The organism is Gimesia panareensis (assembly GCF_007748155.1).
Lineage (GTDB): Bacteria > Planctomycetota > Planctomycetia > Planctomycetales > Planctomycetaceae > Gimesia > Gimesia panareensis.
Window position 1 is genome coordinate 6,924,257 of sequence record NZ_CP037421.1, and the last position, 22,643, is coordinate 6,946,899.

The window sequence follows — 22,643 nt, forward strand, 5'->3', positions numbered from 1 at the left end:
TCTACCGAAACAATGGATATGCCAAGAAGAATCCTGTCCCTTTTCCTGATCCCCTTAGTGTTACTGACCCAGTCAGTCACATTCGGTCATTCACATACAGGTAACCATCCTGCAGGACACGATTTGCGCGCCCACATTCATGTCAGCTCACCTACCGCTGACGAAAAGCATGGGCATTCGCACGCACATGGGGCTCATTCTCATAAACATGAAGGGCATTCTCATTCGGATCATGACAAGTCTGATTCTTCTCAGGTCGACTTTCCCTTTGATCATGATTCTTCTGCCATCTATCTTAACAGTACGGACCTGACATCGAGTTCGCGTTCTCTGCTGAACACAGAACTGTTGTTGTCCTTTCACTGGAATGCGATCGAAGCAGGTGCGCTGGCCTGCTCATTGTTGGGCTCTACTCCTGAATGGAGCAGGCATGATTGCGCACCTACCGGGGCCGAACCCCCGCTCTTTCTCCGCCATCACGCTTTTTTGATCTAAGCGTGCTCTCTCCATGCAGGCAGTCTCTGAACTGAAATACTGCTGCTCTGCATTCTCTTTTGGCGTCGAAGAAATTCTTATTTCATGCTGGTACTGATTTTCCAGCGAAGCTGCGAATCGTTCATCAAGCTTTGTGTCCATTGGCTGGTCAGAATGCGTTTTTTTCTGATCAGGACAGAACTGATGAGTGGGATGTTCAAGATCCCGATTTTCGGTATTTAAAGGGACCATTATGAAGGTACTTCTTCAATTGTTGAAGCCTGTTCTGGGAATTACGATCTTTGTTTTGATTGCTGCCGGTTTTGTTTTGCGCGATCACTGGTTGCCGCTGCTAGAGCAAAACCCGTCTGGTGCGGATCGTCAGGCTGCTGCCTCTAAGAAATCGGGTAATAAGAAAGATTCCGAACAGCAAAAGATCATTCTCTCCGATCAGGCGATTGCCAACCTGGAGTTGAAAGTGAAATCGGCCCTTCCAGTGACCTACTGGAAAACGCTCCAGGTCCCGGGAATGATCGTGGATCGTCCGGGACGCAGTGACCAGAGGGTGATTTCTCCTGTTGATGGCGTCGTTGAGAAAATGAATTATTTTCCGGGCGATACCGTTCGGCCAGGGGATGTGCTCTATACGATTCGCATTCTCAGTGAAACCCTATTGCAGACTCAGACTAATCTGTTTAAAGACACTCAGAACATGGTACTGGCGGAGCAAAAGAGAAAACGCCTGGAGACCTCACGGGGAGCGATTCCTGAAGCCCGCATTATTGAGGCCGCCAACGAGATCACCCGGTTGAAGGTGGCCATCAAGGGGTTCCAGCAGGAACTGCTCAGCCGGGGATTCAGCCAGCAGCAACTACAGAAGATTGCTGGCGGCAATTTCATCCGGGAACTGGATATTCTGGTTCCCGATCGCATGACAAAATCTGGTTTGCCCGGTACTTCCGTCGTCATGAAAACATCAAATAAAGAAGTCAAACTCGAAACATCTCCCACGTTCGAGGTCCAGGAATGTGACGTTGACCTGGGGCAGCAGGTAAAAACAGGGCAGATGTTGTGTCTTCTGGCAAATCATCGACTGCTGGCAATTGAGGGCCGCGCCTTTCGGAATGAAACACAACTGCTGGAACGTAACGTGCGAGAGGGCTGGCCGGTCGAAGTCGATTTTCAGGAACACGCTTCGAGTGACTGGCCTGCTGTCAATCAGTTCTTTCTGATTCATAAACTTATGAATGTCATCGATCCGGTGAACCGTACTTTTGCCTTCCGCATGCCCCTGGAAAATCAGTCCCGGATTGTCAAACAGGATGGACAGGATCAGGTGCTCTGGCGGTTTCGTCCCGGTCAGAAAGTACGGTTAATGATCAGGGTGGAAAAACTGGACAACGTGTTCGTGCTCCCGGCAGATGCCGTTGCCCGCGAAGGAGCGGAGGCGTTTATCTTCACTCAAAATGTGAATACCTTCTATCGCAAACCGGTGCGTGTGCTGGAGCGGGACCGCCGTCATACCGTCATTGCCAATGATGGATCGCTGACTCCCGGTTCATTTGTAGTTCAGGGTTCTGCGGAGCAGTTGAACCGCATGTTGAAGTCATCCTCCGATAATGATCTGCCACCAGGCTACCATATCCACGCGGACGGCAGTCTCCACAAAAACGAAGATGAAGGGAAATAGGGGGACACCGTGCTCAATTCCATAATCCGACTTTCGTTAACGCATCGTACTCTGGTTCTGGCTGCCTGTGTGGTCATTCTTGCCTACGGCGGCTACCTGACCACCACACTGCCGATCGACGTCTTCCCCGATCTCGACCGCCCGCGAGTGGTTATCCTGACGCAGTGTCCCGGCATGTCGTCCGAAGAAGTTGAAACACTGGTCACGTATCCCATCGAAACGGCCATTCTGGGGGCGAACGGGGTCGAAGATGTCCGCAGCCAGTCCAGCCAGGGTATGAACGTGATTTATATCGAGTTCAGCTGGAAGACTGAACCTCGCTATGCCCGGCAGATTGTCTCGGAACGCCTGGCAACTGTTCCCATGCCGCCTGGCATCCGTCCGATTATGACACCCCAGGCCTCGATTATGGGGCAGATTCTGCATGTGGGCATCCACCGACGCACAGGACCTCAAGGAGGGACCATAGTCCCGGTGGGACAGACAGGACTGCTGGCAGAACGCATTGAGAAAGAGGGTAAGCCATACCTCACTGTCTGGAATCCTGTGGAACGCAACGATCTCGACAAGTGGCAGAAAGTCCCGGTCCAGAATCCGGAATGGGACCCGCATAATCCTGGTCGAATGGTTACATTTAACTGGAATCAACGATCCTATGACGTCGTCTTCCCGACTCCCCTGGAAGAACGGATGGATCTGCGGACGACGGCAGACTGGCTGATCAGACCGCGGTTGCTCAAATTGAACGGCATCGCGGAAGTCATCGTGATGGGGGGAGATAAAAAACAGTACCAGGTGCTGGTCGACCCCATTAAACTTCAGGAATACAACGTTTCTCTGCAGGATGTAGAAGCGGCGGTCCAGTCGAATAATCTGAATGCCAGCGGCGGATTTATCCTCAGCGGCCAGACCGAACGCCCCGTTCGAATCATCGGTCGCCTGGGCGCGCTCACCAATGATGTACTGGAAGAGCTCCGCAGAGCGCCGGTAAAAATGAACGGCGACCGCGCCGTGCTGCTGGAGAACGTGGCAGAAATTGTTGAAGGCCCTGCCCCGAAACGGGGGGACGCCAGTATCGATGGACACGCGGGTGTGGTAATTACGATCGTCAAGCAACCTCACGCGGATACCAGGAAGCTGACTGATAACGTGATGGCGGCCCTGCACGATGCGGAAACGTCATTGCCTGCCGACATCGTCATCAATACAAAGCTGTTTAAGCTGAAAAACTTCATCGACCGGGGGATTTACTATGTAGAAGAGGCCCTGGTGATCGGTGCGGTACTGGTGGTGATTGTGCTGTTCCTGTTTCTGCTGAATCTGCGGACGACCTTCATCACGCTGACCGCGATTCCCCTGTCGCTGGTCATCACGACGCTCGTGTTCCGGGTTGTCGGGGTGATCACCGGGACCGAACTCTCGATCAATGTGATGACCCTGGGAGGGATTGCGGTTGCCATCGGGGAACTGGTCGATGATGCGATTGTGGACGTGGAAAATATTTTCCGGCGGCTGGGCGAAAATAACTTGAGCCCTGATCCGAAGCCCGCCATCGTGGTCGTGTATGAGGCCAGCCGGGAGATCCGTTCGGCGATCATCTTTGGTACCGCTGTGGTGGTGCTCGCCTTCATGCCCCTGTTTGCCCTGTCGGGAGTCGAAGGACGTCTGTTCGTTCCTCTGGGGGTGGCCTACATTGTTTCGATTCTGGCTTCCCTGCTGGTCTCGCTGACAGTGACCCCGGTATTGTCTTACTACCTGCTCCCCCAGGCCAAAGCGACTCACGAACATCAGGATGGGCGTCTGCTGCGATTTCTGAAATGGGGAGCCGGGTTTCTGATCCGCTTCAGCATGCGGCATGCTGCTGCCCTGCTGTTACTGACCTGGACCCTGGTCGGCGTCAGTGTCTGGGAATTGTCCAGACTGGGAGCTGACTTCCTTCCGAAATTCGATGAAGGGAGCGTGCAGATCAACGTGACCTTGCCGGGGGGCTCTTCTTTAAAAGCTTCGAATGAGGCCTCTTCACTGATCGATGCCCAGTTGGTGAAAATGCAGAAGTCAAAGGCTAATCCGAACGGTCCGATTTTGCACTTTTTCCGCCGGACCGGGCGGGCAGAACGGGATGAGCATGCTCAGCCTGTCAACGTGGGAGAGTATATCCTGACGATGAATCCGGAAGCAAACTACGATCGCGACGAGTTTCTGGAGACGTTACTCTCCGATCTGGAAACGAATGTACCAGGAGTGGGGATTGAGGCGGAGCAGCCGCTGTCTCACCTCATCAGTCATATGCTGTCCGGGGTCAAAGCCCAGGTCGGTATTAAGATTTATGGGGACGATCTCGACAAACTACGCGAACTGGCGGGCAATGTCCGCGATGCGATCACTGACATTCCGGGCGTGACTCCACCGATCATCGATCCCCAGGAACGCGTGGATGAGTTGCACGTGGTTCTGAAGCCGGAAGAGCTGGCTTACTTCGGTTTGAGCCGTGAATATGTTGCTAATTTCGTCAGAACAGCCTTGAAGGGAGAAGCGGTCTCGCAGGTTCTGGAGGGGCAGCGGCGGTTCGACCTGGTTATCAAACTGGATGAGCCGTATCGATCTGATCCGTATAACCTGGGGGCACTGCGGCTCGAACTCCCCGATGGCAGAGGGCAGATCCGTTTACGGGAACTGGCTGACTTCCCCGGTTCGGCCAGTGGTCCGAATCTGGTGAACCGGGAAAATGTTCGCAGGCGACAGACAATCCGCTGTAATGTATCGGGGCGCGACCTGGCCAGTACCGTGGAGGAGATCGAGAAACAGGTGCGGGAACAGGTCGAACTGCCCACCGGATATTTTGTGGAATTCGGAGGGCAGTTTGAAGCACAGCGTTCCGCCACGCTCCTGATTACGATACTGGCTGCCGTCTCGATAGCTGGGATTTTTATTGTGCTGATGATGCTCTATCCCTCGGCCCGGATCACGTTCCAGATTCTGAATGCGATACCGACGGCATTCATCGGCGGTGTCTTCGCGCTGGTCTTAACCAAACAGACCCTGACCGTTGCCAGCATGGTCGGTTTTGTGTCGCTGGGGGGGATTGCCGTCCGTAATGGTATTCTGCTCGTGACGCATTATTTTCATTTAATGGAAGAAGAGGGAGAAGCCTTCTCTCCCCAGATGGTACTGAGGGGCAGTCTGGAACGGCTGGCTCCGGTGCTGATGACCGCATTGACCGCCGGGATCGCCTTGATTCCGCTGGTAGTGGGGGGTAATAAACCGGGACTGGAAATTCTCTATCCCGTAGCGACTGTCATTCTGGGAGGGTTGGTGACGTCCACTTTCTGTGAATTTTTTATTCACCCCGGACTGTTCTGGAAATTCTCAGGCAAGGATGCCGATCGACTGGTTCGCAGTGAAACTTCAGACGAAGAACTGCTGCGGGCTGCAACACAACAACACATTTAATTACTGTTTCTGAAGCAAAGGAAAACAAAATGAAGAAACTGAAAATCTCTGGCTTAATGTTGGCGGCTCTGTTTGTAGCAGGTTGTGCAGACAAAGGTGGTTCAGACTCTGCTCCCCCGGAAACGGCGGCACCAGAACCGGCCGCACAGACGGAAGAGAGCCATGCCGAAGCCCATTCGCATGGAACCGGACCGAATGGCGGGGTCGTCTTTGATCTGGGTAAGTACCATGCTGAATTCACAGTCGACCATCCCAAGCATGAGTGTACGATTCTGTTCCTGGGAGCCGATGAGAAATCACCAGGCCCGGTGGCTGCGAAAGAGTTGACTCTTTCAATCAAAGAAACGAAGACTGCAGAAGGTAAAGTCGTGCCTCCCATGACTGTCAAGATGACACCGCAAGATGAGGCGGACGGGAAAGCGTCTAAATTTGTCGGCACCGATCCCGGGATTGGAAACGTAGCCGACTTCGCCGGAACCGTGCTGGGGGAAATCGACGGCAAACCGTCACAGGGTGAGTTCCAGGAATAATTCACTCTAGTGAGTCACTGGTCTACCTTCCGGTCGTCGCCTGGGTAACCTCCCAGCGGCGGCCAGGGGAGACTCTGGAGCACTTGACTGAAGACACATCATTGTGAAGAGAGTGGAGGCAATCCATGTATTATTTCATAAAGGTCGCTCTAACCGCAGTCGTGGTCGTAGCGGTATCCGAAATCTCCAAACGGAGCTCCCTGTTAGGCGGTGCTTTGGCCTCCCTCCCGCTGGTATCCTTTCTGGGAATGATCTGGCTCTACATCGACACAGGAAGTACCGACAAAGTGGCTGAACTTTCCCGCAATATCTTCTGGCTGGTTCTCCCGTCACTGTCTTTCTTTCTGTTGCTGCCAATCCTGTTGAAAAAAGGAGTCAGCTTCAATGCCAGCTTCGTAATCTCAACCGCGGTAATGATCGGCTTCTACCTGGGTATGATGCTCTGCTTGAAGAAATTCGGGATCGATGGATAAATTATGATACAGGCAGAAAACACAAAACCAAACTAGGATATGTTCGTTGTCCTAACATTTAAGATCATGAGTAGGATACTGGCTACGGCCTTGGAGGCTCTTCTGCTTGATCTAGACATAGGACGTGCCTTTTGCCCGATATCGTCTCAGAGAGCCTAACAGTAGCTCTACGGGACGGATTTCTCATAACCGCAGAAAATATTTGACTGTCACGATACAGTTGGCAAAATGGACGACACCTTTTCAGCAATAATTGCAAGGGTGTTAGTATTATGTCAGACAGAAAGCTCTCCCGTCAGCAACTATACGAACAAATCTGGTCCGTCCCAGCCTCTCGCCTGGCGACAGAATTTGGACTCTCTGATGTCGGGCTGGCAAAGCTTTGTAAACGCCATGATATCCCCCGCCCCCCACGTGGCTACTGGGCCAAGAAAGAAGTTGGCAGAGCTCCAGCACAAACTCCACTCCCTCCGGGCGAAAATGACGACCAGATCATCGTTTCCTATGTAGAACCAGAACGCTACGAAAAATCAGGCTTGAGCGGGCAGATTCAAAAAAGTGAAACGGAAGAAGAAAAGCCTGAGAAGAGAATTGAGGTTGCCAGCAGTTTAAGAGGCGCTCATAAGCTGATTACCGCAACGAAGGAAGAATTTACCGGAGCTCAAGCAGGTGATGCTGGAATCCTGGTTCCTGATCAAAATCCATCCTTGAACATCAGTGTCACTCGAAACTGTCTTCACCGTGCGTTTTTAGTGATGGATGCACTCATTAAAGCACTGGAGCTGAGAGACCTGATCGTCTCTGAGGGCCCCACTGTTTCCATCTTCGGGGAATCTGTTGCTTTTGGGATCAAGGAACGCATCAAAGTCACGAAGGAACTACCTGAAGAACATGACCTCACCGGTGCTTACCAATTTGCCTATAAAAACTACGTGACTCACGAAATCGCCACCGGGGAATTAACGGTCTATATTGATGAACCAAATTCGTATCGAATAAGTGGGTACCGCAAACAATGGCGAGATACCAAAAAACAAAGGGTCGAAGACTGCTTAAACAAAGTCGTCAGCGGCTTAGTCAAATTTGCCGCTCGCAAGCGAGAAGTCAGACTGGAGGATGAAGAACGTGAAAGAGAATACAAACGAGCCGCCGAACAACGTGCGTTAGAAAAACAACAGCGAGCCGAGCTGCGACAACAACAGGCAGAGGAGCAGGATCGGGTAAATAGTCTGGTTCAGGAAGCCAGATCCTGGAAAACCAGTCGTGAGATTCGGCAGTACCTGGATTTCATCCGTGAATCAAATAAGTCCAGTTCAGGGGCTATTACCTTGTCTCCTGAACAGGAGCAATGGCTGTCCTGGGCCGAAGATCAGGCTGACCGCCTGGACCCACTCAAAGAGTCTCCGTCTTCGATCCTCGACCTGGATATCCCGGAGGAGCCTCGATCGTGGTTCTAACACAGACACGGTACCGCCTGGCACAGTCACGTGAAGAAATTGAACCCCTGGTCCAACTCTGCAAAGAGGGTAAGGTGTTCCAAGTCCAGGAATGGATAGTCGAGAATAAGCCAGTCGATCCCCCTGTCCCTGTCAATGGAGGTAATCAAAAACATACCCCGCTACGGTACGCGATAGAGCGTGGTTTTCACAGCCTGGTAGAAGTGCTGCTGGAAGGGGGAGCCTCGATCGGCTCTGAATATAGCTACTGCCCCATGAGCCTGGCGATCTCAAAACAAAGGCTGGACCTGGTAAAGCTGATCGCAGATCACGGATTTCAGGCGTCTAAGATCGACATGGATGAAGTCTTTGAGTCATGGGAACCTGAAATCATGGAGTTTTTTATCGATAACGGTGCCGACGTGGAAACAGGCATGCCACTGGCGACTGCATTGTGTAATCGAACCCGGACCGCACTTCGGATATTCAAAAAATACCGGGATCGTTTTCCCAGCTTTCAGGAACAGGCGAATGTGGCATTGCGCCATCACTGCCAGGAAGGAAACCTGAAGTGGGTCTCACTACTGTTGTGGGCAGGTGCTGACCCGTTTACCCCTGGTGAATCTGAGCCTGGCAGGGAAATTGATCCCGAAGATGGCGGACTATCCGCCCTCGGCTTTGCAGCACTCTGGGGAAACTACAAAGTATTCTCCTTAAAACAGATCAAGATCAGCCCCGATCATCCCGCGGTCTACGAAATATTGAAATACGCCGACAGAGACGAAGGCTACGACCTGATCCATGATCTGCTCAAACAGGGAATGAATCCGAACGAGCAGGACAATGGAGGCTGTTCTGCTATCCAATCCTTGCTGATTTCACTGGACTCGTGCATGTTCATGAGATACAGCTCCCGGGACGATCATGGCAGGAAATATGATACAGAGACTGCACGCAACAAGCTTAAACTAATTCATCTGCTGGCGAAGTACGGCGGGAAATGGATACCTGCCGAGACTGGCGAGATCACAGAGGCTCGCCGGTCACTATTGAAAATGACTGCTGACTACACCGTGGAATTCACCTGGATCATGTCAAAGTATCAGGGGTGTTCGAGAACAGACATCAAGACTCTGCTAAAAACTCCCACGATCAAAAAACATACCAAGGAGCACCGCCAGCAACTGGAGGAACTGATCGATCAACTTAGTACTGAATAGTCAGCCTAAAAAAACACCAATTACTTGGTTACCTTGAAAACAAGGCTTACCTTCCAGGATTCAGTATCCAAGACCTTTCCCCAGTCATTTGAAGTCTCTGCCGACTGGACTAGATACTCATTACGACTTACGTCCATAATCAGCCGGGATTTCCTCCCAGTCTTCTGTATTCCATTTCAGGACCGGATTCAGGTCGGTGTGCCGTGTTAACCAGAGAACCGCCCTAGTGAGTCGCTGATAAACTCGGGGGGATACCTTCTGACCACTGGCACTTTTTGAGTTTATACGGAGACTCTTCAGCCAACTAATCGCCGTCTGGCTGTCGCTGTAGACAGGGCAGTCAATCCCCTTCCGCTTCAGTAGCTGCAGACCACGCACGATGGTCAGGAATTCACCGATATTGTTACTCCCAGTACTGATTGGCTCGACTCGAAAGGCTTCTCTTCCACCAGCCAGCCACACGCCCCGATACTCCATGATCCGCTTTTTATCATTCCAGGCCGCATCCACACATAAACCCTCTGTGGGGACATCGAATTCATCCTCATTGACTCGGTCCTCGATACGCTGGCATAACTCTCCTCTCAGCCGGGCTACTCTCTGCCACCAGCGAGCATAAGCCAGTAGCCAGATAAACTTCAAAGTCTCCGAGTCAGGAATTTCATCAAAGCCACATTCTGAGGCGATCCGCTGAACCTTCTGAGTTACATGCCATCTATTCTCGTGACGAAAGCAGGGCCCCAGTTGGTCAAGCCAGCCTTCAACGATAGAGATCGCAAGAAGTGGAGAATCAGGTTTTTCGTGAGCCCTCTCCAGACTTTCCCGCAGAGAAGACCATGAGCTTTCGTCAATCTTCGTGATCAAGGTCTTCATAGGGTACTGCACAGAGTACCCTAGCCACCTGGCTGACTTCTCCCGTCGTAAATCAATCATGGATTTAGAGCGACCACGCTTCAATGGAAGCCCTGCCCTCTTCAATAAATCTGACAGCCTATCCCAGGACTCACGGGCTTGCTTCTGGGTGCGACATATTAGCAAGATATCATCTGCGTAACAGATGATTTTTGTGTCTGCCAAACCAGGTTTCTGTTTCCATCTTCGGACAACATTATGGTACAGATACAAATTCAATAACAGTGGGCTCAGAGGAGCCCCTTGCGGTATCCCCTTTTTACGATTGTCAAGACGGACAAACTTACGGATCAGCTCCACTAATTCAGGGGAAGGTACATATTTGGCTACGATATCCATCAACCGTTTACGCGGTACGTTATCAAATGCATCTTTGATGTCCTCGGTTATCAACACAAAGCTTGAATCTTCGACCATCATTTTTTGAGCAAGAGCCAAAGCATCCATGCGATCATGGCCTGGCCTAAAGCCCAGGATTGTTTTCCCAAACTGGGGGTCGAGAAGAGGCTGTAAAATTTCACAGATCGCCCGCTGAACAACCCGATCCTCAATGTTCAGCAAAGCGATACTCCGCTGCCCACGACCTGGATCGTAACGATCCTTGGGAATACTTATCCTCTTTACTGGTCCTGGCTGATATGTACCCGCTTTTAATCTACCCTCAATTGCAGCCAGGAAACTCCATACTTCGTGGTCATAGAAGTCGCTGTATCTTCTTCCGTTGAGACCTGGTGCCTGCCCGCCGTTTACTGCTAACCACCGCCATACTCTCCACAGCAAACGTGGGTCAGCAGCCCACTGAGGAAGAAAATACTTTATATCAATTATCGCACCACGCCCATCCTTCCCCGCTTTTTCCAATCGGGCTTTTATTCTCTGATAGAACTGGCCTTTGCTCCCGACATGGTATCTCAAACCCCAGGTAGGTAACTGGTCTGAATGTCGTTTCTTAACTGAGTTTGCATACATTCATTCTACCTCGTTAAAAAAAGAGATGGCTTCACATCCTGTGTTGCCATCTCTCCAGCATTACGCTGAAAAATCAGTAGCTGCATGCGAAGCTGCAGCTGGGGGGTAGAAGCGCCTGGACTCGTCGTAGCCTCCGTTTGAACCTTTAGGAACACACATAGGCTCATAAGAGAGTCCTTAAACGTTCTGATAACCCGAGGGTAGTGACCATACAGGATGATCGCGTCCCTCTGGCTTCCCCAGTAGTAGCGAACGCCCAGCACACCTGTAGTGGTCATAGAAATCTCGTAAAGGTCCTTCTCTACGAGTCTCCAGACGAGCTCAGGCTTCAGGTTATCTTTAACGTCCCCCCAGTTGCGTGGGACGGTCCTAGAATCCAAAGAACCACCGAGTTCTAGAGACGGGTTACTATCGGATGAAACAGTGGTTTTCACCGGACAGCGGTTGCTCTTCAGGGTGGAGCTGAAGAACGTGAGGGTAAAACACGAGTTTACGCGACGTAGGATCATGGAGATGCCTCCTGTGCGACGGGCACTTTCGTGTGTTTACCTGGGGTTGAGGGGAGTCCGGGCCCCGACTGTTTCCAGCCGCGTTCCGCGTATCCCCTCCTTCTATCACGGACGTCTTCCACTGCGATCTTGTCAATCCCGTCGGCCAGCTCAATGATGAGTGCCGTGGTTTGATTTGGCCGAGTTTCTGACTCCCCAATAGTAGATCGTAGAGCACCGACGCCCTGTCCACCTGCTGCGTAGATAAGAACATCTGCATCAATGCTATTTAGCGCAGCCTGAGTGGTTGTGATGATTAACCTCTCAGGACAGTCACTTTGTGTATTATCATCGTTACCAGTTCCGTTGCACTTCAATTCCCAGCCAGGTAAACGTTTCTGGAGTTCAAGACCGGCTGCTTGGGATTCCACGAGGACAACAACCTGGGGCGAACTAGAGTTAGTAAAATGGGGCTTTCCCTGATGAAAAGGCACCCCGTATTTTTTCAGTTTTTTGTGGTTATCAGTGACAAATGCCCTCGCGATACCAGCGATATAATCATTGCGGCGATCATTTTTCCAATAGTTATCCTGCTTCCACTTGAGACAGCGTTCATTAATCCCAGAAACAGGGGCAGAAGGTGGTTTCTGCCAGAGAACCTGAACAGCGGATTTGTGTGAGATTTTCGAGTAGATGACTTGCCCGGATATTGCTTCCAGCAGCAGTCTTTCGGGAGGACAGAGAGAGAGACTTGGCAATACGAAGCTGTAACAACGATAAGGATGATTTCGAAAGATACGCATTGATCCGAAAAACCCCTTCTTCACAGCTTTCGCAGGATCAGGTAGCAGAATGATATCCCAGTCTTTATTATCACACCCACCAATCAAAGCACCACAAGTGAATAAGACGCGTGAAGGCTTGGCAGGCCAGTATTCCGACGGCTTAACACTGGCATCGAGTTCAGGGTCCTCGAGCCTGAGTTTGTTACACAAATTATCTGCGTCCGCTATTCTAGAAAGCCGTATCAATATTTTCGCTTTGGGAAATGTATGAGCTATTTCAAGTATGCGTTGGACGACCTCATCACGCGTATTGACTTCAATCTGACCAATTGGGTTGTTTTTTAAAGCAAGTAGAAACTCTCGCTCACTCCCTGAGGAATTTTTCAAGAGACCCTGCCGCAACTTATGCTGTGCTGGAAAGCGACGATGTTCGATCACCTCAACTTTAACACCTGACTGCTCGAGGCGATCCACTATGGCCGGTATGAGTCCGGTAAGAACGATGGTCTGCCCAGATAGGCACTCTCGCCATATTCGAACATCTCTGGAACGCACAGGAATCCTCCCGTTGCCCTCGCTGCTGAACTCTTTCGCTGGAAACTCAATAATGTCTTTAAGCAGACTTCTGCGAATTGAGGGAGCCAACCTGGATATTCCATGGTTAACATGGACCACTCCTGTTTGCGACATCTGTACCTTCCTTACACTACAACTCGATTTCAAAAGTACTTTTGAAATCTCTGATCATGTCTTGGGGGCATACACCCTTAACTCGACAGTACAACCGCCTGCTTTAAAGCGTCAAGTCCAATATTCACTTGAAACCCCTTAGGGGGCGTATGGTACAATCAAACCCGGTAAATAAACCCTGGAAAGGCCACATAAATGATAAACGATACAGACAACTCGAAACGTCAGATCAAATTCCACATCACCGCAGATGAGCACCGAATCATCAGACTGGCAGCAGCACTAGGGGATACGTCGATGGCTGAGTTCTGTCGTGATGTGGTGCTGAGGGAATCTCAGGATGTAACGAAGAACATCAAGTTACCCAGGAGCAAAAGTAACGTGGGTAAGAATCCTCACTGACATGATGCACTATTCAAACCCGCCTCTTTCCTGTTCAGGGCGATCAGTCTAAAGTACCCGCGCTCGTCCGTCAGGGGCGTCAACAAGTTGCTGATAAACCTGGACGGTATAGTCGATGATCTGTTCTCAGTTGCCCCCATTCGGAGGTAACGACGACCACTACAAACTGACAACGTCTGGTTCGAAGAATTTGCATGTCGTATAATGAGGGCCTGTTTAATCACCGTACCTAAAAAGTACTTTTTAAATCTGACATCATCAGTCTTAGAAGGGAGTCTAAGATGATCCTTACAAACGCTACAGTTCAAGGTAATCCGTTTACCCCTCTCTCCTGGAGATGGGAAGCTGCAGAACAGCTATTCAGACAACCAGACCGCAACCTAGCCCCTCATGACCAGGTAACCAGGGATGCATTAGCCTACCTCAAAAACGGAGACAGAATGAAATCCCCCAAGATTCATGCTGCCCGCCAGATATCTGAGGAAGATGGTCTTCGTCGCGCAGAACTAGAGTCGAGGATTCTGGTCGGACAGTCTGACTGGGAAATTGCTGAGTTCTGTAATCTCACTCCTGAAGTGGTTCAGGTTTATGCCGATCTGTTCTTCTGCGTGCGTGACGTCCCGGGGGGCTCTGACTGGAAGCTCAGGTATGCCGTCGGTAAGCCACATTTTTACGGTTATCAAGACCACAACCTGCGACAGATGTGGAATTGGTTCGGCATGACGGGACAACAGGAAGTATTAAACTTGGTCATCGCATCTTACTACGCTGAGCTTAAACCAGGTGATGAGCCCACTCTGAGTGTTTATTTACGCCCCACTTCCAGTGTGGACCTGAGACTACAGGCCCTCATAGCAGAACTGATACCACCGAGCATTCAGCCCAGTAACAGATGGGAGGAAGAATTTATGTTCTACTCAATGTCGATCAGGCGTAACCGTACACCAGGACCAGTCATTTCGCTGGGGCTGATTATTTGCTGAGGCGGCGTCGGGCTCGACGCTTGCGTTTGCGGTCAGCGGATTGGCGACGCTCGTCCTGGCGGTACGTTCGAATCGATTCAGGGTGGTCCACTCTCCAGGCGTGCGGTGCCAGCCTGGCCCAGTCCGTCTCGCCGTCAAGGGCACGCTGCAACACGTCGTGCAGGTAAGCAGCTACGTCCAGGTCGTTACGAATCGCCGTACCCACGATCGTCATCAGGTTCGCCGCTCGATCACCAGCGAACACCGATCCTTTGAACATCCAATTCTTGCGACCCGTGGCCACACGTTTCATCAGTTGTTCGCAATCGTTGTTGTCAATCGGGATCGAGGCGTCATCAATAAATCGCGACAAGGCCTTCCAGTGACGACGAATGTACGCAGCGGCTTGACCAAGATTGCTCTTGGGTAAAACACGACCCGGCGACATCTCTTCGCCGGACAAGTACTCTTCGATCAGACCCAGTACATGACGCGACAGGCGGCGGCGACGGGCCAGCCGCTGGGACGCATTGAGCCTCTGGATCTGGTCCTCGACGTCGTAGAGCATCCGAATCCACGATTCGAGCTGAGCGACCTGGAGCGGGAACGCGCTGCGGCACTCGTCAATCTTACGACGCGCATGCGCCCAACACGCGGCGAACGTAATCCGTGAGCCACTTCGAACCTCGATCTTCTGAAAACCCGACCAGCAATCTCCGATCAGGTTGCCCGCGAAATCTCTGAGCACTTCATCCGGTCCGTCCCGGTGACGACTGACCGTGAAGTCAAACGCCACCACCGGAAGACGCGAGGCGTAATAGCCCCACATCTTTGCGTTGATGCTGGGCTTGCCGGCGGCGATCGCGGTTTCCAGCACCTCGCCGATCCGCTGCCCGCGGGGATGCCGGGACAGATCCGGCATCGCGGCGGGAGTAATCAACAACACGCCGGTGTCGTCGCAACCGATCGTTTGATCCTGTTTCAGATAGCTGCGCAGGTGCGCCGCCAGCGGACGAAGTGCAAACTCAACACCCGCTTCGATGTTTTGCAGCGTGCTGCGACTGGGGGTCCAGCCACTGCCGGCGAACAGGTCTTGCTGGCGGTAAAACGGGAGATGATAGAAGTATTTCGCCGCCACGACTTCTACACCGATCGATGGATCGAAACGATGGCCCTCGACCAGTCCGGTCGGCCGCTCAGGACTGAGGATGCCTTGGGTTTTGTCCGCTGGGTGCGCGTACTTGGCATATCTGGTCACCCGCACGCGTAGTTCACTGCGGATCAACTCAAGCGTTTCGACTTCATCGTAGCCGATCAGTTTCAATCCCTCGCGTTGTTCCTTGGGAAGGTCAACGAGTTTCTCATAACGCGGCAGGTGGGCGGGGAATTTACGGTCGTCGGGTCGCGGTCGCCTGGGTTGGCACTTTCGGTTCGATTCAGCGGCGTCCTGGGCAATTTGTTCAGCTTGCCGGATCGCTTCTTCGAGCGCGCTGACCACTTCGGGCGTGACTTCCTCGCCCAGGTCCAGCAGCAACTGACCGGCACCGTCGATTCGCCGTTCGCTCTTACGGCCGTAGAGTTGTTTAAGAAGTTTCTCGATCGTCAGGTTCAGCTCGGTGACTTTCTCATTGAGCTGGTCCTGATTGTCCTTGAGCTGCAAGACCGAGTGGGCCTGTTCTTCGACCAGCTTGTCCTTGAGTGAAAGCTGGGTCGCTTGTTGATTGATCGTTTGTTGCCCGTCATCGACTTGCCTTTGCAACATCGCAATCAAGCGATGGCAGTCTTGGATGTCGTGGGGAAGTGATTCATCAGCCATGATGGACGCATTATAAGAATTCGGACTTTTCGCACTACCCGATGATCAATAAAAAAAGCAAATCCCAACAAAAACCGGCCCGCGAAATAGATTCTCGCCAGGCCGGTTTGCCGAAGGATGTTTTGATGAGGCTGCGACTCAGACCGCAGTCATTCGCTTTCTTCTGTGCCTGGACGACTTCAGCGAAACGCCGGCGATCCACATGGCCAGTTCGACCGAATCGATGGTCACGTGGGTTTTGTCGTCTTCGGGCGTTGGCAGCTCAACGGTACCTTGCTCAAGCCGCCGGTACCATAACGTCAGTCCGCCGGTCTCCCACCACAGGGCTTTGATACGATCGCGTCGGCGGTTCACAAACAGGAATAGAGAACCGTTGAGGACGTTCTGACCCAGCGTCGCGGTGACAATGCCGGTTAAACCGTCGAAGCCGTTACGAAAATCGACCGGCTCGGTGCACAGGTAGATGGGCGTGCCGCTGGGCAAGCCCATCATGAGCGGGCCTCCTGGCTACAGGACGGGATCTCGAATCGAATGCGAATGCCGCCCGGCAGATCGACGGCCATGACAGTGGCCGGTGAGGACGCTGCAAGCGTGACGGGCAGGAAGCCTGCCGGCTTTCTGCCCGTCTGTCGAGGAGGGGCAGACGTGCTGTCGCGAAGCCGTTGATGGTCTCTCCTGGTGGTACCGCGGATCTTCCGCCGGCCGCGGACCTTCCGCCGCCAGTAATAGTAGGACGCTTTTGAGACGTTTTCCGTTTTGGCAGAACTGCGCGACGGTGATTTCAGCCTGGTCGAATCGCTCCAGTCGGTCTGCCCAGACTTGGGCGGTTTCACTCGAATTGTTTTGGACCATGGGATCTCCTGTATGGGAAACGTGAGGAAACCCGAGATTCTAAACCCTGCGCCTACAATGGTTCTGGTGTACGGTTACCCCGTAACGACACGCGTGCGTACTGATCGCAGAGCAAAGCTGAACGCTGTGCGATCTCCCCTGAGTAAACACCGTCAAATATGTACACATAAAACACCTGTCCAAGGACACTGTGGCTGCCTACTCCCTGCTATTCGGAATTTGCCCCTGTGGCTCTCTGACGACCTGAGACGCACCCAGGGTCGCGTACGCCCCGAGAATGCCCTGAGAACGCCGCAGGGAGCCTAGAATCGAGGCCATTTAGTATGGCCACTGATCCAAGATCTCCAGCATTTATCTCTTCTCAATCCAAACACAGGGCAATGTATACATATAGGCCTTGCCAGCTTCTTTTAAACTGAAGCCCGGCAAGGCTCTGGAAATCACTCTCAACGCCTGTCAAATCCCCTTTGCCACCTCCCGAAACACGCCCCTTTTTAGTCGATAATTATCCAGACATATCCCCTTTCTGATAGATAAAAAAATGTCTAAGAGATAAACGAAAATGAACTGCTCGATATGCCCTGCCTGCCCTCATCTGGATCAAACCAAAATGAGGGCAGCACAGGGCTGCGCGCGTTATCGCCTAGGGCGATGATCTGGTATTCGGATCTCACCGGTCAGCAGTGATGTACCGACCAGCAAAATACTCATTACGAGGAATACTACCCAGCTCCCTGTCAGCAGACCTAGCAGTGTGGAAACACCCACACTGCCTGTTAAGTGGAACGCGTTCAATTTGTCTTTACTGTTGTAGGTCATGAAATCTCCCACGGGGTTATGTTAACCAACCTGTCCCTGTCAGGGACGGCTTTTCTCAGAAACACTCAGAATGTGATACTCAGGTGCCGACCCTCTGATCAGAAGTCAGACCGCGTCTCCAGCCCTGGCTCTGTGTATGAAGTTGCGCCATCAGGTCCCGGATATGCGACACGGTTTCAGTCAGGCCACCACACAGAGACTTCATTTGCGTCAGAACCTGCTCCGCTTCGACGGCCTGCTTCTGCTCTGACTGGACCCGCTCAGTCACACGTTTCTGCTTCGTCCGAGATCGAGTTTTCGGAGGAGCAACAGACGTGGACTCAATCCGGACGGCATCAGGCTGGGACTGCAAGGTTTCTGCCTGAGTAAGCAGTGCCCAGACATAGATCCTGTACTCATCCCTGCAGCAGGCCGGCGTATCCGATCCACTCAGACTGATTTCCCGGAAGCCCAACTGCAAAGCACGCCTGAAATAATCCCGACTCGTATTTGCCCGCAGACTTTCCCCGGATCGCTCCGAGCGACACAAAACATAATTCCGCTGCTGCCCCTGCCCTGCTTCACGGGCACACACCGTGACCTCCCCGTTCAAGTCCAAGGTCACTTTTCCGGCATCATCCTGGTGAAACGGCTTGGGCTTCAGGGCCGCACAGATAAACTCAGCATCTTCATCCGGGATCTGTAGGGAAGCAACTGCTTCCGGACTCTGATTGACCAGTTCCATCACATCGGGAAAACGGGCCTTCTCATTGATCCGCAGCCAAATCGTCCACGGTCCCGATCGGAGTGTCACCCATTCCGCTGTCCTGCCGATCTCAACCGACTTTCCACGTCGTAATTCCCGACAGCATAGCAGGCGATTGACAGGGATCAGGAGCTCCCCCTCCCAGGGGAACTGGAAATCCTCCTGAACCAACAGCTGCCTGCCATCTGTGCTGATCACCTGACCTTCTACCCCTCTAAGCTGCAGGTGATCCAGGGCGTAACGTGCGGAATCATCGGTTGCCGTTTCGCAGGCATCACGTAAGGCTTCCATCAGCCGGGACTCGTTACGGTCCAGCTCGTCAGGCAGAGCCGGGAATTCTCTGCATTCCGCTGTAGGGTATTCCATCGACTGCGGGATACCAGCCTCCTGCCATTCGACTTGAATGGCTTTCTCCTGCCGCTGAATCTGGACCGGATCGGCCTTGGGACCATGGCAACAACGCAGCAGCCCGAAGGGGGCGGAAATCTGCTGAATCTCCAGTCCCTCAACGGGAGTTCGGTATTCCAGTGCCACCTGCTGATTGCGGGTCCGAATCCGCAGTTGACGCTGGTCGACCAGAAACTCGACTGGCGGACCGGTCTGGCGACTGGTAATTCCCAGTCCACGACTGAAGACGGTTTTCAACTCACGTATTAAAGAGCGAGATACTTGTATCATTGTTTCTCCTACTGCGATCAGAAAAAAAATGCCCACCCGGTAACAGGCACCAGGAGGGCATGAAAAAACGGCTATACGAGCGTGTTCACAAAACCGGCTGTTTTATCAGAGCGACATTCCGCTCCAGATCCACCTGATCCCAGTCCAGAATCTGTGGCGGGAGGTCACAGGGCTCGGGATCAAAACAGACGGTCAGCGGGTCTGCCAGACTGAAACCACGAAACCGGACTTCCCCTAAGTCTTCTCCCGTTGCCTGAGCGACCTGCTGGTCGAGTTGAGCTTGCATCATTTGCGTTGACTCCTGGTAAAAAATGAGAAAACGCTGCCCCCTCGGAGCAGCGTGAATCCACACTGCCCCGCAGGGCACATTGAGGATGTTGCTACCGCGAATTGATCAGCCAGTTCGTTTCCAGCCACACCCGTTCCGCGTGCAGAGCATCACTTCGGTTCCGATAGGGGCCCAGTAACGGGCCCCCGACTGGTGACAAATCCGCCGTCCAGTTTCCCTGCTGATCCGGTTCGACATGCGAACCACGTTCAATCTGCAGCTGTCCTATGTCGTGCAGATCCAGCGTTTCGTCATACAGGCACCGCACGGCACCATCGGTTTGAATGAGTATTTGCATGGGGCCTCCCGCTTATTTGGGTCGACGCTGGATATTGCGGCGAGGCCGATCCACCAGCAACTGGTCCAGGTTGTGCTGCACCGCCGACATCTGGGAAGCCACCCGCTCACGTACATCCTGGCTGTCACGCAATTGCTGGGGGTTCACGCCGGTAATGATCTGCTGGGCGTTCGCCACCAGCTCATCCAGCTGCTCGTTCGAGCGGATATTAAGCTGACGAAACCGGTCGAAGAAATCGGTCAGGTTCGTGACCGCGGTATCTCGAAAGACCTTGGGCTTCCCATCCTGTCGGCCCGTCAGCCGTTCTGTCAGATGATCCACCATCTGCGTCAGCTCACTTAAAAACGCCTGCTCGGCCAGCTGCACAGCTTCGTCAAACCGGGACTGCACCCGCTGACACTCCTGCTCATACAGCTCCGGATTCAGCTGCCGGAGGTAATTCGGAGGCTCTACGGAGGGATAGTCGTGCTCAATCTCGAACATGCCGATCAGCGACGGTGGATAGTCATCGGGATTGAATAAATCCCCCAGACGATCCCGGGCCGCAGTACGCAGTTCTTCATAGTGCCGATCCAGTTCGTCGACCGCCTCGTCCAGTTCCCGACGGAAATCCGCGATCGACTGATCGAAGGCCGTAATCTCATCCTGGCGGATCAGCCGAATCCCCGGTTCCGGAAAGGGGAGCGACACACCTTTCCAGTAGGCGATCGCACGCCCCCGGATCGCCGTAACGGCTTTGAAGGCGGCATGACGGGTATCCAGCAGTTTCTTGCCGGCAGAAAGGTATTTCCCTTCGGCACCGAAGGAATCGGCGGCCTGGTTCTTCTGCTGGGCCGTAAGCGACTTTCTCACTCCCAGCCAGGTAAAGCTCAGCCGGGCTGCCGCCATGGAAGATCGCAGTCGCTCACTGGGAGTGATGGTTGTCTCAGACGGAGCCTCTTCGAGTAATGTTGACATATCAAAATCTCCAGAAACAAAACAAGCCCGTGAATGACGCTAGTTCGTCACGCACCGGCTTTCGTGGATTGAATTTAAAAAGTGGTTTTTAGTTCTTGGATGCATCGCGATTCACGCTGCGACGCGAGCGGGCTCGTTGCTGCGGCTTACGGTAAATGCCCGGTTGATTCGCAGAGAGACAGCGACCACCGGCCCAGGTCCGTAACTGACTGACCGATTCCGCTGCAGTCACCGCGACGGGAACCACGTTTTGAGCGGCCTGACGCAGAGGCAGATCAAGCAAGGCTGCCAGGCGGCAACAGGACTTGATCTCTGCACCGGTCCAGTCGGTGTCGTCGGGAGCGGCCTGGTCCGCGCCGATCTCGAACAGATCCCGGTAGAGTGCCCAGATCGCGTCTTTCTCCTCACGATCGGGGAGGTCCAGGAAAAACACACCATCAAAACGTTCACTCCGACTGAACTCCGGAGGCAATCTGGAAACGTCATTCGCGGTACACACTACGAACACGTCGGACTGGTGATCGTTGAGCCACGACAAAAACACCCCAAACATTCTTGATGCGACTCCGGAGTCTCCACTGCCGTTCATGCCAGCAAAAGCCTTCTCGACTTCGTCGATCATGGCGATACAGGGAGCCATCGCATCAATGACTTTCAGGGCTTCCCGTGTGCGCTCCTCCGACTGTCCTACCAGCGAACCCATCAGGCTACCAATATCGAGATTGAGTACAGGACGACCGACCTCCCTGCCGAGTGCCTTACAGAACTGTGACTTGCCACAACCAGGAGGGGATAACAGCAAAACCCCACGCGGGCGTTTCAACGGATTCCCACGTTGGGGATGCAGCATGGCCCGTTTACAGAACGCCTTGAGTGCCGCCAGGCCTCCCAGGCTGCTGAAATCATCGTCGCTGCGGTACAGCGAGAGCAGACCGCTTTTTTTTAGCGTTTGGGTCTTTAATTCCCAGACGGCATCTGCAGTGATTCTCCCGTCCCGAACCAGTGACAGGCTGAACGCATTCTCCGCTTCCATACGCGTGAGTCCGGCTGCCGCATCGAGAATCACCTGTAACTCACCTTCTGCAGGCAGTTCTCCCTCCTCCGTGGCAATCCCGCGAGCGATTTCTTCCAGCTCCTGCCGGTGAGGCAGATCATGCTCCATCACGACAAACATCCGTTCCAGCTCGGTGGGGATTTGCACCACGGGTGAAAGCACGATCACAATCGTCCGGTTCTGCTTGCCGGTGTTGATCTGCTGGCACAACGCCTGGACAACCTCTGCGGACTGCAGGAACCGGTGGAAGTTCTGCAGCACGAGAATGGCTGTTCCTTCAGGTGTGGCCAGGGCATTGATGGCCTTGATGGCGGTCAGCGGGTCATTGCTGCTTCCCCCCTGCTCTGTCTGGTCGGGGACACTGAGCCCCGTGTCGATGTCCCAGGTGGCCAGCTGCCACTCTGAATCATGGCAGAGCTGAGCAATCTCTGTCAGAGCATCCTGATGCTCGTGGGACTGAATCCATAGCCCCGGGAAACAGGCGGCGACATGTTCAGCCAGTTTCTGGGTTAATGAAGTGGTGGTCGGCATGACGACTCCTTATTAAGTGTTCAAATAAAAAGCCCCAGCTGAAGCCGGGGCATTGATAAAACAAATGGTTATTGAATGTGCAGA

17 protein-coding genes are annotated in these 22,643 nt (G+C 53.0%); 7 read left to right on the forward strand and 10 right to left on the reverse strand.

Features of this window, described 5'->3' with window-relative positions; translation table 11 throughout:
- Positions 1–727: 727 nt before the first annotated feature.
- The 6 genes from Enr10x_RS26010 to Enr10x_RS26035 all read left to right on the forward strand — a co-directional run bounded on the left by Enr10x_RS26010 (position 728) and on the right by Enr10x_RS26035 (position 9,273).
- Entirely contained in the window at positions 728–2,164 is a 1,437-nt protein-coding gene (locus Enr10x_RS26010) for an efflux RND transporter periplasmic adaptor subunit (protein WP_232093140.1), read from the forward strand.
- Between the two features lie 9 nt (positions 2,165–2,173).
- On the forward strand, positions 2,174–5,614 hold the full coding sequence (locus Enr10x_RS26015) for an efflux RND transporter permease subunit (RefSeq protein WP_145114453.1): 3,441 nt from the start codon (positions 2,174–2,176) through the stop codon (positions 5,612–5,614).
- Between the two features lie 29 nt (positions 5,615–5,643).
- Positions 5,644–6,144 carry a hypothetical protein gene (locus tag Enr10x_RS26020; RefSeq protein ID WP_145114455.1) on the forward strand — a complete coding sequence of 167 codons (501 nt, stop codon included), beginning with the start codon at positions 5,644–5,646 and terminating at the stop codon, positions 6,142–6,144.
- A gap of 125 nt (positions 6,145–6,269) precedes the next feature.
- On the forward strand, positions 6,270–6,617 hold the full coding sequence (locus Enr10x_RS26025; RefSeq protein ID WP_145114457.1) for a DUF3147 family protein: 348 nt from the start codon (positions 6,270–6,272) through the stop codon (positions 6,615–6,617).
- A gap of 272 nt (positions 6,618–6,889) precedes the next feature.
- A complete protein-coding gene (locus Enr10x_RS26030; RefSeq protein ID WP_145114458.1) occupies positions 6,890–8,074 on the forward strand; it encodes a hypothetical protein in 1,185 nt (394 codons plus the stop codon).
- Complete coding sequence (locus Enr10x_RS26035; RefSeq protein ID WP_145114460.1) at positions 8,065–9,273, forward strand: ankyrin repeat domain-containing protein; 1,209 nt, start codon at positions 8,065–8,067, stop codon at positions 9,271–9,273. The genes Enr10x_RS26030 and Enr10x_RS26035 overlap by 10 nt, the downstream gene beginning before the upstream one ends.
- Before the next feature lie 120 nt (positions 9,274–9,393).
- Here the strand turns inward: Enr10x_RS26035 and Enr10x_RS26040 are convergent, their stop codons facing one another.
- Complete coding sequence (locus Enr10x_RS26040) at positions 9,394–11,154, reverse strand: reverse transcriptase domain-containing protein (protein ID WP_145114462.1); 1,761 nt, start codon at positions 11,152–11,154, stop codon at positions 9,394–9,396.
- A gap of 505 nt (positions 11,155–11,659) precedes the next feature.
- Positions 11,660–13,117 carry a hypothetical protein gene (locus tag Enr10x_RS26045; RefSeq protein ID WP_145451905.1) on the reverse strand — a complete coding sequence of 486 codons (1,458 nt, stop codon included), beginning with the start codon at positions 13,115–13,117 and terminating at the stop codon, positions 11,660–11,662.
- Positions 13,118–13,959: 842 nt separating this feature from the next.
- Between Enr10x_RS26045 and Enr10x_RS26050 the strand changes: the two genes are divergently transcribed.
- Positions 13,960–14,502 (forward strand): hypothetical protein, encoded by a 543-nt coding sequence (locus Enr10x_RS26050; RefSeq protein WP_145451907.1) that lies wholly within the window; start codon positions 13,960–13,962, stop codon positions 14,500–14,502.
- On the opposite strand, the gene tnpC is transcribed toward Enr10x_RS26050, so the two are convergent.
- The 8 genes from tnpC to Enr10x_RS26090 all read right to left on the reverse strand — a co-directional run bounded on the left by tnpC (position 14,492) and on the right by Enr10x_RS26090 (position 22,559).
- Positions 14,492–16,297 carry an IS66 family transposase gene (gene tnpC / locus Enr10x_RS26055; protein WP_145447814.1) on the reverse strand — a complete coding sequence of 602 codons (1,806 nt, stop codon included), beginning with the start codon at positions 16,295–16,297 and terminating at the stop codon, positions 14,492–14,494. The genes Enr10x_RS26050 and tnpC overlap by 11 nt on opposite strands.
- Positions 16,298–16,435: 138 nt before the next feature.
- Positions 16,436–16,789 carry an IS66 family insertion sequence element accessory protein TnpB gene (gene tnpB / locus Enr10x_RS26060; protein WP_145447815.1) on the reverse strand — a complete coding sequence of 118 codons (354 nt, stop codon included), beginning with the start codon at positions 16,787–16,789 and terminating at the stop codon, positions 16,436–16,438.
- Positions 16,786–17,130 (reverse strand): hypothetical protein, encoded by a 345-nt coding sequence (locus Enr10x_RS26065; protein ID WP_145447816.1) that lies wholly within the window; start codon positions 17,128–17,130, stop codon positions 16,786–16,788. Before Enr10x_RS26065 ends, tnpB begins: the two co-directional genes overlap by 4 nt.
- A 917-nt stretch (positions 17,131–18,047) precedes the next feature.
- Positions 18,048–19,391, reverse strand: a complete 1,344-nt coding sequence (locus Enr10x_RS26070) for a hypothetical protein (protein ID WP_145114484.1) — start codon at positions 19,389–19,391, stop codon at positions 18,048–18,050.
- Positions 19,392–19,476: 85 nt separating this feature from the next.
- Positions 19,477–19,680 carry a hypothetical protein gene (locus tag Enr10x_RS26075; protein ID WP_145114486.1) on the reverse strand — a complete coding sequence of 68 codons (204 nt, stop codon included), beginning with the start codon at positions 19,678–19,680 and terminating at the stop codon, positions 19,477–19,479.
- Positions 19,681–19,771: 91 nt separating this feature from the next.
- The gene (locus Enr10x_RS26080; protein ID WP_145114488.1) at positions 19,772–20,017 is read right to left on the reverse strand and encodes a hypothetical protein; all 246 of its coding nucleotides are present in this window, start codon (positions 20,015–20,017) and stop codon (positions 19,772–19,774) included.
- Positions 20,018–20,029: 12 nt separating this feature from the next.
- Positions 20,030–20,974, reverse strand: a complete 945-nt coding sequence (locus tag Enr10x_RS26085; RefSeq protein WP_145114490.1) for a hypothetical protein — start codon at positions 20,972–20,974, stop codon at positions 20,030–20,032.
- Positions 20,975–21,062: 88 nt separating this feature from the next.
- A complete protein-coding gene (locus Enr10x_RS26090) occupies positions 21,063–22,559 on the reverse strand; it encodes an AAA family ATPase (protein WP_145451909.1) in 1,497 nt (498 codons plus the stop codon).
- Positions 22,560–22,643: the final 84 nt, after the last annotated feature.

Excerpts from the sequence above, each read along its gene's own strand:
- Enr10x_RS26010 (WP_232093140.1), top strand. The coding sequence starts at position 728 with ATGAAGGTACTTCTTCAATTGTTGAAGCCTGTTCTGGGAATTACGATC.
- Enr10x_RS26020 (WP_145114455.1), top strand. The coding sequence starts at position 5,644 with ATGAAGAAACTGAAAATCTCTGGCTTAATGTTGGCGGCTCTGTTTGTA.
- Enr10x_RS26025 (WP_145114457.1), top strand. The coding sequence starts at position 6,270 with ATGTATTATTTCATAAAGGTCGCTCTAACCGCAGTCGTGGTCGTAGCG.
- Enr10x_RS26030 (WP_145114458.1), top strand. The coding sequence starts at position 6,890 with ATGTCAGACAGAAAGCTCTCCCGTCAGCAACTATACGAACAAATCTGG.
- Enr10x_RS26040 (WP_145114462.1), bottom strand. The coding sequence starts at position 11,154 with ATGTATGCAAACTCAGTTAAGAAACGACATTCAGACCAGTTACCTACC.
- Enr10x_RS26045 (WP_145451905.1), bottom strand. The coding sequence starts at position 13,117 with ATGTCGCAAACAGGAGTGGTCCATGTTAACCATGGAATATCCAGGTTG.
- Enr10x_RS26050 (WP_145451907.1), top strand. The coding sequence starts at position 13,960 with ATGAAATCCCCCAAGATTCATGCTGCCCGCCAGATATCTGAGGAAGAT.
- tnpC (WP_145447814.1), bottom strand. The coding sequence starts at position 16,297 with ATGGCTGATGAATCACTTCCCCACGACATCCAAGACTGCCATCGCTTG.
- tnpB (WP_145447815.1), bottom strand. The coding sequence starts at position 16,789 with ATGATGGGCTTGCCCAGCGGCACGCCCATCTACCTGTGCACCGAGCCG.
- Enr10x_RS26070 (WP_145114484.1), bottom strand. The coding sequence starts at position 19,391 with ATGATACAAGTATCTCGCTCTTTAATACGTGAGTTGAAAACCGTCTTC.
- Enr10x_RS26075 (WP_145114486.1), bottom strand. The coding sequence starts at position 19,680 with ATGATGCAAGCTCAACTCGACCAGCAGGTCGCTCAGGCAACGGGAGAA.
- Enr10x_RS26080 (WP_145114488.1), bottom strand. The coding sequence starts at position 20,017 with ATGCAAATACTCATTCAAACCGATGGTGCCGTGCGGTGCCTGTATGAC.
- Enr10x_RS26085 (WP_145114490.1), bottom strand. The coding sequence starts at position 20,974 with ATGTCAACATTACTCGAAGAGGCTCCGTCTGAGACAACCATCACTCCC.
- Enr10x_RS26090 (WP_145451909.1), bottom strand. The coding sequence starts at position 22,559 with ATGCCGACCACCACTTCATTAACCCAGAAACTGGCTGAACATGTCGCC.